This is a genomic window from Cytobacillus solani, from assembly GCF_001420595.1.
GTDB classification, from domain to species: Bacteria; Bacillota; Bacilli; order Bacillales; family Cytobacillaceae; genus Cytobacillus; species Cytobacillus solani.
On sequence record NZ_LJIX01000006.1, the window covers coordinates 2638236 to 2652577 of the forward strand.

Consider the following 14342-nt stretch of genomic DNA (forward strand, 5'->3'; position numbering starts at 1 on the left):
ATCTCATTAAAAGTGCTTGTCAATAATATTTATATTGTGTAAATGACGATACTCCGATATTGAAGATTAAACAACCTAAAGATTACAGAGAAATGTGTTTAATATTTATACTATGATATTTCCCATAGTCTATTAACCTCAACTAATTCCTGTCCATTAAACTCCATTCTATAAATATCAGGTTTAGATGTACTATGTAAAAAAGTCAAATCATAGTTTAAATCATAGTACCCCATCATCAGGGTCATGACTGCTCCGTGAGTGCCAATTACTACTTTTTGCCCCTTATAAGTATTTAATATCTCTTTTAAAACTGTTATAGCTCTTTTTTGACAATCGGTATTTGATTCTCCACCATCTAAAGCAAAATTTGGGTCTAAATACGATTTTTCCAATAAAGGAATTAATTCTTTATCAGGTATTCTCTTTTCCTCATCAGAAAAAATTCTCTCTTTTAAGTCTTCAAACACTAAAACTTCTTGTCCTATTTGTGTAGCTAACTGCTCAATAGTTAAAATTGAACGAGTGTATGAACTTGAGATAACAGTGTTAATCCCTTCATCCTTTAAAGCATCTGCTATTCTTTGAGCGTCTAATTTTCCTTTTTCAGTTAAGCATCTTGTTCTATCATTTCCTTCTTTTGGTGAATCTCCATGTCTTACCATATATATGAAAGTTCTCATATTATCCCTCCGGAAATTTTTTAATATAATGCTTCCTCACATAACTAAGTTCTTATTTCCAACACGAATTTACTCTGGAGGATCCATATATAATCGCTATGTTCATAATTTAAGTTTACAACTCGTTTTTGATCTGTATTATCCCGCAACCAATTCTTAATTTGCTCGTTGTTAACTAATTTAGAAAAAGCTACCATAGCAACTATGATTTAATTCCTATTAAGCAACTTTCTTTGATTAACCTCATTTATTGCTTGAATGAGCATTTGTTTGTTGAAATCGGGGAAAAAAGTATCAGTAAACCAAATTTCAGACTTTGAAGCTTGCCATAATAAAAAGTTGCTAATTCTCTTTTCACCTCCGGTACGAATAATGATATCTGGGTCTGCAAGTCCGCTTGTATAAAGATAATTTTCTAAAATATTCTCACTAATATCTTCTGGTGTTATTTTAGCATTATTAAAATCTTTAACTATAGATTTAACTGCAAATAATATTTCATTTCTGCCTCCATAATTTAAAGCGAAATTTATGGTTAGTTTACTATTATTTGATGTTTTACTTACAGCTGCTTTTACTGCTTCTCTAGTATGTATTGGTAAGCCATCAATTTCACCCGATATGATAACTTTTATACCCTTTCTCATAAACTCAGGTAATTTTTCATTTAAATACCTTGCAGGTAAATCCATAAGATAATTTACTTCTTCTTTTGGCCGTGTCCAATTTTCGGTAGAAAACGCATATAACGTTAATATTCTTATTCCTATTTCTAAAGAGGCATCAATAATATTTTCCATTGCTTTGGAACCAGCAAAATGACCTTGACTTCTGGTTAGTCCTCTACTTTTTCCCCATCTACCATTTCCATCCATCATAATTGCAATATGTGTCGGAATGTTTCGCATATAAAGCCTCCTAAGAATTCATTGTTTATTTATTAATGGAGATTTTTATTTATTAATCTAATAAGTTCTACAAAAAACTTTATTTATTTCATAGCTCTCCCCCTTTTCAAAATAGATTAAATTAATTTATTAATACTTAGTTATTTTATGTATATAGAATTTCTATGTATATTGAAATATTAATATTATTACTTTAAATAAGCAACAGTTATTGAACAAATGTGTTCGATAATTTAATTACAATCTTGCACAAACTCCATACTATCATTACCATAAGGATTCAATAATCTTGAGGTTCTTCCTCCATTAAAACCCTTAATATAAAAGACGCGTTCTTGAACAAACGCGCCAATTAATAGCATTCCAAAATATTTCATCATTCCTAAAATCACTTATACCCTCTTAAACTAAAGCTACCCGTTAGTGGAAGAAGAGGCATCACCCATCTTAAATAACTTTAAGCCACATGGTTATCACTTCTCTAAGTTTTTCTTCTTTAGCTTTAACGTCATTTTTATCAGTAAATTTCATTATAGCTCTATCGGCTGCTTTCCATTCTAATATACTACTATGATCTACAATTAGAGGTTCATTGTTCATTCGGTCTTTTACCTTAGCACCACAATGAAATACAAGTCGAATATATCCTTTTCCATGAAGATTAAATGTAATTCGATCTTCACCTTCAAAACAGAAGCTAGGGGCATTCCATTTAATATGTTCAGTAATTTTATCATCAGTACTTAAAATGATATGTCGAACTTCTTCTATTTCTTCTTTAAGTGGATGTTCAAGGTTGTTCATAAATTCTGCTACCTGCTCGGGACCATTCAACTTCATTCTTTCACTTGATTTTTTATTTGTAGTCATTATTACTGTATCACCTCTTAAAATTTTTCTTTAATCACACTCCGATTTTCTATATATTACTAAATAAATTAATTTTATTAAACTAACCATCCTCAAGTTTTAGTACATGTTTTCATAAAAACCATACTATTGATACCATAAGTATTTAATTTTCCTTGAGATTCTTCCTCCATTAAATGGCCCTTTATATAAAGGCTCTGTTAAATTTTAATGTTGATTTTAGAAAGAAATATGGGGGAACCTCTAAACTGAGTTTTCCCCGTTATAAATTTAGTTTGTATTGTATTAGTTGGCTGTTCATCCCTAAATATTCTTCGCTACCTAATCTACTAATTTCTTTAAATCCTATCTTTTGAAGCATTTTTCGTGAACGAACATTGGCTTCGTGTGTTTCTGCGTTAAAAGTTGTAATTCCTAATTTCTTTGAGGCATACTCCATCATACATATGGCAGAATTATATCCAAGCCCTTTACCCCACAACCCACTTTCGCCAATTGCAATACCTAACTCAGCAGTATTATCTTTAATACAGGCTAAATCTGCATATCCAATTAATTTCTCGTTAAGCTCTATTCCCATTCTGATAAAATCTTCAGCTACATTATTAACACATTTGAGCCACCAACTATATAGTTCTTCAGGACTTCTATTTAAGTCCCATCCATTAGCTGAGCAAAAAGAGTCATCCTTGCTCCATTTTAAGACAGTTTTATAATCATTTATAGTTAAAGGTCTTATCTTTAAGCTCTGTGAAATGTTCTTATTAGCATTCATCCTACTTCCCCAACCTTTATATATTGAATTTAGACAAACGTAAGGTATCATAAGTATCTGTCATTTCAAATACAAATGATGATAACAAGAATTCTTTGATATTGTGTTTAGTGCTTTCATTACTACGACTATCAATGAACAAAAACCAAGACAGGTAATTATCGAGATATTTTGTAGCCACACCTTTAAAGCGGTCTAACCACTGTTTCATCCGAGAATGAAGTCCATTTACATTCTGAATGTGGTATAAGCCTTTAATAACGTGCTTTCCATCATTTGATCTAATTCGATAATGTTCTATTCCTTTTTCCCTTGCGTAGGTTTTATAAGCTCTCCAAGCGTCTGTTACAAGTACATTTTCAGTCGATAGTTTAGAGCCAATCATATTATCGACCTTAGTTTTCACAACACGACCCATACAAGCGACTTTGGAGACGGTTGCCTTGGTTCGGTCTCTGGCAACAAGTACGCAGACCTGTTCGTGGCTAATTCCTCTATGTTTAGATTTTCCTCCACGCTTACGAGGTTTGCGGTCAGAAATGCATCGCTTACCTTTTTCAGAGTATAAGAAATAGGTTTCGTCAACTTCAACGATACCTTCAAATTGCTCAAAATCCAATTGTTTCAAGGCACTTAATAGTTTGTGTCTCCAATAAAAAAGTGTAACCCAAGTAACCCCTACGATTTCGGCAGATTTTCGTAGCGAATAACCTTTGAACATACAATCCACAAATGTAATCCATTCATTGCCTTTTCTTGTTCGGTAAAGAACAGTATTGGTTGTGTCTGTGAATGTCTTACTGCAACACTTACAACGGTAGCGTTGGCGACCATTATATTTTCCAAACCTAACAACGTGTTCAGAAGCACAATGAGGGCATTCAAATCCTTCGTTGAAACGAGTTTCCCTCATTTCATTGATAAGACGACCACCAACAGATGAAGAAGGTTCAACATAGCGTTTAACCCATTGAAAAATACGTTCTTTTTCTGTGTGCGACAAACCATCGATATGTTTTAGTAGATTATTGAACGCTTTACTCAACCTTCTCACCTCACCGAATGTATGTTCTTTCGATAATTATACTAAGAATTCGAGGAGTAATCAAATATCAACAATTACCTTTAACAGAGCCTATATAAAAAAAGAGCGTAATTCTTACTACAGAATTACGCCCTATTGCTGAAGTTTTAAAATTTAGTGAGATGATCGAAAGCAATTACAATTATGCGGAAAAAGCCAGGTTTGATTCTACAGCAGTTCAAATAGAATGTCCTTTCAATCTATAGGTGAATTTCTTTTCGAACAATTGACAACCATTCGCCTGAAAGATGCGCTGCATAGGAATATTTTTATGTCCAGTTGCCCCTATATAATAAGTAGCTCCAATTTTTTAAGAAAGTGCAAGGAAAGTGTGTGAAGTGTTGAACCCCAACCTTTTCTAGTATCCCTCTGTGTTCTTTAAAAGAAGACAGATCTCGTTTATAAAAATATTGTGTTTCCTGCTGCCAAAAATCGAAATCTTCAAGTAGATCAAGATAATCAGTGTTCACAGCCTCTTTTTCGTTTAAGACGATTGATACAGATTGAGTCCCCTTCTCTGTTACATATTCCATCATCTCTTGCAGAAGTTTTTCAAAGTGTATTATTGAGGATATCCTTCCGATGTCCTCAATAACATAGTAATTTGGTGTCCCATCAAGAATTTTTAACCCTAATGTTTTGAGCACTTCCAGTTTCCTTTCTATCGAAAATTCTTTGGTTAATGAACTAAAGTGAAAAACAAGCAGAACCATAGCTCATTAAATTGCTCGGTTCATTATGAGCACTCCCGATTGTTGAAGATCAAAAGTTAATAATTTCATTCGTAAAAAGTTTTTAACAACAAGTCTACAATCTTCAATATATAATTTTGCCTGATGAAGATTTGTGTGATTTAAGTTATAAAAACAAATCCACCTCATAGTATCACAGAAGTAGTGGATTCGTTTTTAAGTCTATTTATTTTTTTTATTTAAATAATCCTTATAGACTAAAACAGCAACAACAAGAAAGCTAAAACTAGCAATCCGAAAAATCATCTCTAAACTAATCCATTCAGCTAAAATACCGAATATGAATGCGCTAACTCCAACACCGACGTCGAAGCTAGAAAAAAAGGTTGCGTTAGCTGCGCCACTTTTTTCTTCACTTACATTTTGAACCGCCAGTGTTTGTAGACATGGCATAACCGTTCCATAACCTGCTCCAAATAAAATCGCCGCGATAATAAGATGAAAATCGTTAGTTGCAAAAGACAACACAACTAAAGATAAAAATCCTAAAATGGCAGACACTATGATAATAGACCAAGGTCCTTTTCTATCATACCATTTTCCTGTATACGGACGTAGCAAAGTTGAGACTGTCGCATTGACAAGAAAAAACAGAAAAACATTATCCAAGTTCTGTTGTTCTCCAAAAACAACTAAGAACGTAATAATCGCTCCAAAACCAAGTGTTGTAATGACCGTCAGTAATGCTGGGAACCATACGCTTTTTTCAAAAATCATTTCAAAAAAACGAAATGGTTCTTTCTCTTTCTTTATCGGGGCGTGCGAATTTACGAATAAAAGTGCAATGAACGCTAATAGGCTTAGTATAACTGATGACCAAATTACAATGTCAAAAGAATAAAAGCCATATATAAAGATACCTAAACTCTGTGCAATAATCGCCCCGACTGTTGTTGAAATAGAGAAATACCCTAATCCTTCTCCTAAGCGTGACTTAGGAATCGAGTCGACTGCTATTGTACTATTGACAGTTGTTGATACGCCCCATGCAGTACCATGAAAAAATCGTAACAATAGCAACATCCAAATAATGTTAAGAAAAGGATAAACAAGGGTAATTATCATTAATAATGCACTAGCACCGATGGCTAAAGCTTTCCGTTTGTTATCAATTAGAAAGTATCCCACAAAAGGTCTGATTAATACAGCTCCTATCGTGAATAACGTTGTCACTAAACCTATTTGAATGGGTGACGCATCAAGGCTAATCATATAAGCCGGTAAAATAGGAAGCAACATTTCAAATCCAATAAAAATTAAAAAGTTGCTAATAAATATGAAAAGAAATGATTTGTTTAATATTCTTTGATTTTCCATATAGAGATTCCTCGCTTCTAAATTTTTTAAAATTCAATTCAGAAGCGCCTGGAACACTGAAACGTTTCTATATTGCCTAAGTTTTTTAAGCACTGGCCTCACCCTTTCTAACGACATCTTTCTAGCTAACTTTTCATACCTCTCATCCAATAAGAGGCCTTGTATACATACTCAACTCAATCTTTTCTCCTTTAGAACAAAAAAAGACACCGGCGAAAACCGGCATCTAGTAATTGTTTAGTTTTATTCAGAATGCACTAACAATTATATTGTCTTCTATAAACCTAAAATAAAAAGACAAAAAGTTTCCGGAAACTGTTTTCCATATGAAGTTTACTTAAAAAAGGACAGACTAATCCCGTGGTACGTAAATCTCCTAATTGTAAAAATGACTTTACTTCTAGTGCTATACTTCTGAAAACAGTTTCCATTACTTTTTGCCTCCTTTCTCACTGATTAATTTTATCTATTTTAGTGTATTTTGATAAAAAAAGCAACCACCTTAGAGTTCATTATTGGCATGGTTATCCTATTAGGTAAAGCTGAACTGATATTTTATCGGTCATATTCATAAATGGTAGAATTACTTGAAATTATTCCATTATATGGCCATTAAATGAAAATAAGCGCTAATCCTTAACTCTAGGAAAGCTCCAGTTTCTGGAAGGTAGCTATTTATGAATGATTGGTTCTTTTCTTACTGTAAATTCCATAAGCAACACATCCAAATAATAAGCCTATTCCAGCTCCTAAACTAACTGTAAAAAGTAGAGAGGTTGAGAAAAACATGTTAAAAATTACACCGATAGCACTACCAAAAAGCATTCCCAGTGGTATTAAACTATCTAATAAATCTTGAGCGCCCTTTGATTTATTCTTACCTAGGTTCCCTTGGTCATATTTATGTTTGAGCCTTTTAACTACAAACACTGCAATCCCTCCCACTATTACGACAGGTAGTACAATACGAATAATTCCCATGAATAACCCCATGTTTTAATCTCCAATCACTTTTTAATCTGATTTAATTTTAACATAAATTTTTCCACAATCTCGCCAATTAATAAAAAGGACATATTCAACATAAATAGTACTATTCTCTACTTGAATTAACCTGACCGATAGTTGAATTGCTTCAACAAAAAACAGCAATACCCCTTCGCCCCCGTTAGTTTTAAAATTCATTTATATCAGAAATTACACTTTTTAATATTTCAATAGATGTTATGGGTTCTTTATCAAGCTCTAAACTGTGATTTCCACCATCAACCACTTTTAATATAAGATTTTGATTAGTTTTCAATTTTTCAAAGCGTTCCACAATAAAACAAAAATGATCTTTTTCTCCAAAAATACAAAGTCCTTTATGATCACTGTTAACCATTGCATTAAATACGACATCATTTTGTAGTAATGGAGTCAACCATACTACTTTAGCATCTTTCAACATTGTATGATCGAGCAGATAACTCAAAGCTTTAGTTCCGATTGATTTAGCCACTACATAATAATTACTGTATTTCTTGTCCTTAATTGCGTTGTCGATTGCTAGTTGTACATCTCTTGCAAAATCCCTTTCATTTAGAACAGACATTTCTTGCCTACTAAATATATAGTTAATGTGTAATACATCAAAACCTTTATTGTAAAATAACCCAGATGTAAAGTGTAACAATGGAGCTTGTGTTGTGTAACCCGCTCCTGGTAACACAATAACTAAGTTAGTTGTTTCTTCTTTTTGCTCAATCAATCTAAAAGGGATATTTTTAGAACCTATAATTTCATTATTGTTCATCATTTTCTCACTCCCCACAACATTATAATTCTTCCCTATTCTTCACTATAAACCAATATTCCTTCTTCGTGACAACTGCCCGCTAGCTTAAATACATTATTTCATAATATTTCATTTAAGCGCAGGTTTGTTTGAAGAAAGACTTTGTCATGATGAAACCACAAAATGATCTTTATGTAATATTGGCACTGTTTGATAAACATTTAATTGACTACTATGCTTTACATCAGCTTCAAATCCTCGTTCACGCAGTTCTCTTCCACTTCCACCTTCCCAAATCAATGCATCTATTTTTTGTTTTGTATTATGGAATGCACCAATACAAACTTCTGCTTCGGGTGATTTTTCCCCTTCTAAGTAAGATAGAATAGCACCAGCACCTAAATAATCTTCAATTGATGGTCGAAGAGTATCTTCAAATTCTCTTACGTTACTCCATTGTTCACCACAAGGGACGACAGTAATATTTGCTTGAGTTTGTAATCTTAATTGATTTGCAACTAATGCCACTGATGAGGCATTCAGTAAAGAACCAATCAATAGTGCGGGAACCTTAGATGCAACCCAGGTGCAAAATGCACCATTAAGTGAAGACAAAACATACTTCCTTTTTGTATGTTCTTTATTAAAGGAAACTGGTGATAATGTGGGTTTTCCTATTTTAGCTGCCTCTGCTCTTCCTAAAATATATTCAGCCCCCAATTTGTCAGCGTATTCTTTCCCGTCTAAATTAGGAGGATAAGGATATATTATTGCTCCATTGTTTAAAGCAGATATAACTGTTGTTGAAAAACTTAGAACATCAACGATTATAATAATATCGCCACGTTCAGCTGCTTCTCTTGCACCTCGTTTACCCCATTCCACACGACAAACATATGGGGATTGATCAAACATCAAACCATCACCTCTATCGGAAATATAATTCCTCATTAAACTCTTTCTGTTACTTTAAAAAGAAAAAAGCGCTCATGTCGCTTTAAAATAAAGTTTGTACAAACACACCTTATAAACCGGCATTTTATGATAAATAAAAAGAATCCATTTTGAAAAAATATTCAAATCAAAGGCTGCTACAAAAAGACTAAATATTTCGTGCCTCATACTCAAATGGTTCTTCACATGTGAAAACTTCATGGAAAAACCCAAAATACGGGATATCATCTTCAAGGCATTTTATGCAATATGCCAGCCTCTCATCACACTTCGTCTCTTCACCGTTGTTCCGCATTACCTCGAATGCATCTACAATATTCTCTATGAGGATTATTTGGATGAATAAAGACAATTTATCCAACATCGAATCTTCGATTTTGGTCTCGGATGTGTATCCCACGAGTACTGTTCTGAAATAATCATTCATAAAGTTTTTTCGTTTACCGGCGTCTGGCTCAAATTGTATCCAGCCCATTCCGAGTGTCCAGAGATTTGCCAAGTCATACATATACCAACAAAAACATGAATTATCGAAATCAAATACAGTGATTTGTCCGGTATCAAAGTCAATCATATAATTACCATCACTATAATCAAAATGTACCATCCCGAAAGTCTCAGAGTTCTTGTCCAATCGTTCTAAAGTTTTAAGGAGCTCTACCATCTTCTCCTTAAGCAGTGATAACGTACCAGGTATCAGTTTATCGATATACTCTACATTGTATTTATCAAAGAAACTATACCGGCGATGGACGGGAGCATAGCCTTTCGACAATTGGTGCAGCTTACCCAGAACTTTACCGCAGTTATAATAGTATTCCGTAATAGGAACTCCTTCGCGATATTGATAATGATTTTCAACCAGCCTTTTTCCCCTAGCCTTTTCGAACAGGCAGACAAAAAAGGTGTGATTATTATGAGTGATCTCTTCCACTAGATTTCCCTTCCTGGAGCTGATCACATTCGAGACATTACCGCCATGCTCGAATAAATATTGGATATATTCAACTTCGCCCAACAGATCCTCTCGGCTCCTGTCATTTAAATAGGTGATTCTGAGTATTTTTGCACTAGCGCCCTCTTTCTCACAGTTATAAACGACATTCCGCCCTCCTGCATGAGCATTAATTAGACTTGTTTCATAACCTTCCAACTCATACAACTCTGATACTAGTGGAAGTAAATAAGCTTCGCATATTTCAGCAACCTCATTATGAGTCATGAATCTTCTCCCTTAGCTACTAAAGTAGTTAAAAACTCTGGTAGTAATGATTTGAAGGATCTGCATCCTTCGTGCATAAGTTCCAATTAAATTAACTCCTGACTACAAAATTTTATAAGCTGATTAAAAGTATTCTATAAATTCCACATATCCCTTTTTTCTATTGAAATAATTGTTCGATAAATAATTGCTTATTGTACTAACTGTACTTTACTTTAAGTACATTTCTCCACAATCTCTTCTAAACATTAACATAGATACCCATTTTTCTTAAAAGGCGTTGTTTAACAATCTGGCCCTTTTCATGAAGAAAGACGCTTTCCTTATTTCAGAAAAACGCCCCTTTTCTTGAATAGAAAAACAATAGTTCCAGAGAACATCATTTAAAGTATTCATTTCTAAATTCGTACTTTATTAAGGAGATTACTCTCTAATAAATAATTGATTTCGTTCAATAATCTCCTTACACTTCTTAAATCCGTCTTTTTTCTTACTATATACAGGAAAACATAGATCCCAATTTCCTAATATAACTGTTTCAAGAGAAGGAAAGAAAAAATTCGAAAAATATAGTTCTTTAACTGAAAGGTACGGTCCTGCTGTATCCTGAGAATATGTAAAAGGGATAATACCACTGCGGCTTATTAAACCAACAGTGGGTTTAATGCCAACGACTGAGTTTTGAATTGCAGGACTGAGAATGGAGGCATCCGTTTCAGTTCCTACCGATAAAACTGAAAAATTCGAAGCAACTGCCACTGCGAACCCTGAACTTGAACCACCAACAAAAAGTGTTGGATCCCCATATGGGTTTAATGTTTGTCCGCCTCTTGAACTGTATCCTGCCCACATTTCACTAGACATTCCATTTGCTAATTCTGTCATGTTTGCCTTACCTAATATAACAGCTCCTGCCTCACGAAGTTTTTTCACAATAAATGCATCCTGTCTAGCTAAATGGTTTTCTAATGCAATGGTTCCCGCCTCGTATGCATGGAATCCTTTGTTTCTATATTGTCTTTCAGGACAACCGGAATGCCGTGTAATGGCCCCCTAACGCCTTTTAATTTCCTTTCATTATCTAGTCCTTCTGCAATAAATATCGCTTCAGGATTTATTTCAAGCATGGAATTAATTTTTGGTCCATTCTGGTCATACTTTGCAATTCTATACAAATAATACATAACTAATTCTTTTGAAGTTATTTCTCCGTTATCCATAGCTACTTGAATCTCATGAATTGACAGTTCTTCTCTAAAAAAACTTTTAAAACATATCACCATTACAGTAAACCAGTCCTAATGTTTTTTATGATCCTATTTATAATTTCTATAGTTGCATTAAGAAATGGATCTAAGTCAATATCTTGGACATAAAAAAGTTAAGTCCCATTCCTTATGCTGCTCGGCATAATGTTTCTACTTCATCTGGTATTAAATAGTTTATTGCGCCATGAATTCGCTTTCGGTTGTACCAGCTTTCAATGTAAGTAAATAAGGCTACTTTTGCAGTTTCAAAGTCCAGATATCGGTTCCTATAAACCTCTTCTTTTTTCAATGTTGCATGAAATGATTCCATACATGCATTGTCATACGGACAACCTTTTCGACTAAACGATTGAATGAATCCATGTTGCTTTAACTGCTTTTGGAATGCTTCACTCGTATATTGTGTGCCTAAATCCGTATGCAAAATAACCCCTTCATTAGGGTCTTGATTTTGAATGGCATTGTCTAGTGCTTGTGTAACCAATTCAACCGTCATTTGTCGGGCAAAGTTATATCCTACGATTTTCTTAGAATGAAGGTCTAGCACTGAAGCTAAGTAACACCAGCCATCTTTATGTGTGTGAATATATGTAATATCAGCTACCCATTTCTCATTAATAGAGGTTGTTTGAAAATCCTGCTCTAATCTGTTTTCACGTTCTTCTATAAGACTTTAAAATGATGCAGGACGATATTTTTTAACAATAATAGAACGAACTCCAGCCTGTTTCATTAAGCGTTGTACACGTTTGATGCTCACCTGAAATCCTTCTTTACGCAATAAGTAATGAATTTTAGGAGCTCCATAACGACCCTTACTTGCTTTATGGATTTCTCGGATACGTTTGGTTATTTCCTCATTTTCTATTTGATAGGCCGAAGGCATTTTATGGGCAGCTTGATAATAAGTACTTTTAGGCAACTTTAATACACGACACATGGTTTGAACAGGATAGTGTGCCTTTTCTTCATTGATATGTTCGATAATTTCTTGATCCATTACTTTTTCGCGAATATGGTCATAGCCTTTTTTAATATTTCTACCTCTTGTTTTAAACGTAAATTTTCTTTTTGAATAGCTGCGATTTCAGCGGGTGTTAATGACTCATTTCCCCCAATAGGAGAATGCACTTTAATCCATTTATAAATAGTTACTTCTGAGACACCATATTCGCTAGCAAGCTGGTTGACGGGAGTACCAGCACGATAAAGTTCAACAATCGTTTCTTTGAATTCTTGATTGTAACGTTTTTGTTTCATAACGGACACGTCCTCTCTTAATTTCTAGGATAAGGACTTAACTAAAATGTGTCCATACTTCTATACTAGCTCCAAAATCCTGTTTACTATTTGATATATAGGTATATAAGGCATTACTTACCTAAGTTATTACACAATCTGAACTTTAACATAAAGAAAGAGTGTAATTCTTGCAGCAGAATTGCAGCTGTCTATTGAATAATCTTAGTATTTGACATTAAATACTAAAGTGGATATTATAGATATATTAAGTCCGTAATAAGAATTGTCATTTTAAGTTAACATTAGTAACGACTAGAATCATAAAAGAATAGTAGATCTGGTTAACAAAATGAATAAAAACATCTATATTAATCATAATGTCTTATATCTAAATTACAGATATTAAAACTCTATAATATGCATTATAGATAAGAGAGGATAATAATTGATGGATAAATATGATTGTATTGTAATTGGTGCAGGGCCAGCCGGATTAAGTGCAACCTTAACTTTAGGGAGAGCGCGTAGAAAGGTTGCCCTATTTGATAATGGAACAAATCGAAATCGTGTAACTCATGAGTCACATGGGTTTTTAACAAGGGATGGAATTAAACCGCAAGAATTTAAAGATATAGCAACTAAAGATTTAGAATCTTATCCTTCTGTATCAATTTGGAATGAGACAGTTACGGAGGTAATTAAAGATGTCAAAAATGATGTATTTTTAGTCAATACATCGAACAATAGATCATTTATAGCAGAAAAAATTATGTTAGCCACAGGTATTCAAGAAGAATTCCCCTTATCACAGATTAAACAATATTACGGTAAAAGTCTATTCAGCTGTCCTTATTGTGATGGTTGGGAGCTGAGAGACCAGCCGTTAGCTATCATTGCAGAAGATGATGAACACATTATTCATATGACTAAATTGGTTTTTAATTGGTCAAAAGATTTAATTGTTTTTACAAATGGTCATCAACTATCCAATAAAGTGCGAAATGACTTTGCGAGTAAAAAGATTAAAGTTTTTGGTGAAGTTATTAAAAAATTACATGGAGATAATGGTCATTTAGAAAGCATTGAATTAGAATCAGGTGAAAACATCCTACGAAGTGGTGGCTTTGTTGTTCCAAGTTTTTACCGACCGAATCAATTTGCTGAACAATTAAATTGCCTAGTGGATGAAAAAGGTGGAATTATCACAGACGGCGCTGGACGAACAACAGTGAATGGGATATATATTGCAGGTGAAACTGAAAAAGCTGGCCCCTCTTCTTTAATGATTACAGCAGCCGACGGCAATAAGGCTGCTTTCAGTATAAACATGGATATTACATTAGAAAGATTTTAATATAAAAGCTGATAAGTTACAAATACAACTCGTCAGCCTATTTTATTATGAGAGTTAACAACTTAAAAGACTCACACTCCATTAAATGGCGTTAAAATTAAAAAAGCACTGATCCTTATTACAAGAAAGTACCCGT

Annotated in this window: 13 protein-coding genes and 2 pseudogenes; 1 reads left to right on the top strand and 14 read right to left on the bottom strand. The window is 33.7% G+C overall.

Translation table 11 applies throughout. The features are described from left to right. Positions 1–110: 110 nt before the first annotated feature. From AN957_RS14990 to AN957_RS15050, 14 genes and pseudogenes are all read right to left on the bottom strand, one after another. Positions 111–683 (bottom strand): histidine phosphatase family protein, encoded by a 573-nt coding sequence (locus AN957_RS14990; RefSeq protein WP_056684925.1) that lies wholly within the window; start codon positions 681–683, stop codon positions 111–113. Positions 684–892: 209 nt separating this feature from the next. Then, entirely contained in the window at positions 893–1591 is a 699-nt protein-coding gene (locus tag AN957_RS14995; RefSeq protein WP_056684928.1) for an undecaprenyl pyrophosphate synthase, read from the bottom strand. 233 nt (positions 1592–1824) lie between these two features. After that, complete coding sequence (locus AN957_RS27790) at positions 1825–1983, bottom strand: hypothetical protein (protein ID WP_156319121.1); 159 nt, start codon at positions 1981–1983, stop codon at positions 1825–1827. Positions 1984–2038: 55 nt separating this feature from the next. Next, positions 2039–2461 carry a DUF1801 domain-containing protein gene (locus AN957_RS15000; RefSeq protein ID WP_082446599.1) on the bottom strand — a complete coding sequence of 141 codons (423 nt, stop codon included), beginning with the start codon at positions 2459–2461 and terminating at the stop codon, positions 2039–2041. A 262-nt stretch (positions 2462–2723) separates the two neighbouring features. After that, the gene (locus tag AN957_RS15005; RefSeq protein ID WP_053476898.1) at positions 2724–3236 is read right to left on the bottom strand and encodes a GNAT family N-acetyltransferase; all 513 of its coding nucleotides are present in this window, start codon (positions 3234–3236) and stop codon (positions 2724–2726) included. Positions 3237–3252: 16 nt separating this feature from the next. Then, a complete protein-coding gene (locus AN957_RS15010) occupies positions 3253–4281 on the bottom strand; it encodes an IS1595-like element ISBko1 family transposase (RefSeq protein WP_053476897.1) in 1029 nt (342 codons plus the stop codon). Positions 4282–4589: 308 nt separating this feature from the next. After that, the gene (locus tag AN957_RS15015) at positions 4590–4967 is read right to left on the bottom strand and encodes a hypothetical protein (RefSeq protein WP_156341148.1); all 378 of its coding nucleotides are present in this window, start codon (positions 4965–4967) and stop codon (positions 4590–4592) included. 267 nt (positions 4968–5234) lie between these two features. After that, complete coding sequence (locus tag AN957_RS15020) at positions 5235–6389, bottom strand: MFS transporter (protein ID WP_056684934.1); 1155 nt, start codon at positions 6387–6389, stop codon at positions 5235–5237. A gap of 675 nt (positions 6390–7064) precedes the next feature. Next, positions 7065–7370, bottom strand: a complete 306-nt coding sequence (locus AN957_RS15025) for a hypothetical protein (RefSeq protein ID WP_053477545.1) — start codon at positions 7368–7370, stop codon at positions 7065–7067. A gap of 193 nt (positions 7371–7563) precedes the next feature. Then, a complete protein-coding gene (locus AN957_RS15030; RefSeq protein ID WP_053477546.1) occupies positions 7564–8184 on the bottom strand; it encodes an alpha/beta family hydrolase in 621 nt (206 codons plus the stop codon). A 147-nt stretch (positions 8185–8331) separates the two neighbouring features. Next, positions 8332–9081: a 2-phosphosulfolactate phosphatase gene (locus AN957_RS15035; RefSeq protein WP_053476278.1), complete on the bottom strand. Its 750-nt coding sequence runs from the start codon at positions 9079–9081 to the stop codon at positions 8332–8334. Positions 9082–9268: 187 nt separating this feature from the next. Then, positions 9269–10342 carry a phosphotransferase enzyme family protein gene (locus AN957_RS15040; RefSeq protein ID WP_172797642.1) on the bottom strand — a complete coding sequence of 358 codons (1074 nt, stop codon included), beginning with the start codon at positions 10340–10342 and terminating at the stop codon, positions 9269–9271. A 588-nt stretch (positions 10343–10930) separates the two neighbouring features. Next, a pseudogene (locus tag AN957_RS15045) lies at positions 10931–11625 on the bottom strand (amidase family protein); the annotation flags it as partial. Positions 11626–11737: 112 nt separating this feature from the next. Continuing rightward, positions 11738–12870 (bottom strand): annotated as a pseudogene (locus AN957_RS15050) (IS3 family transposase). Between the two features lie 430 nt (positions 12871–13300). Here AN957_RS15050 and AN957_RS15060 point away from each other — a divergent pair. Further along, a complete protein-coding gene (locus AN957_RS15060) occupies positions 13301–14206 on the top strand; it encodes an NAD(P)/FAD-dependent oxidoreductase (RefSeq protein WP_056684937.1) in 906 nt (301 codons plus the stop codon). Positions 14207–14342: the final 136 nt, after the last annotated feature.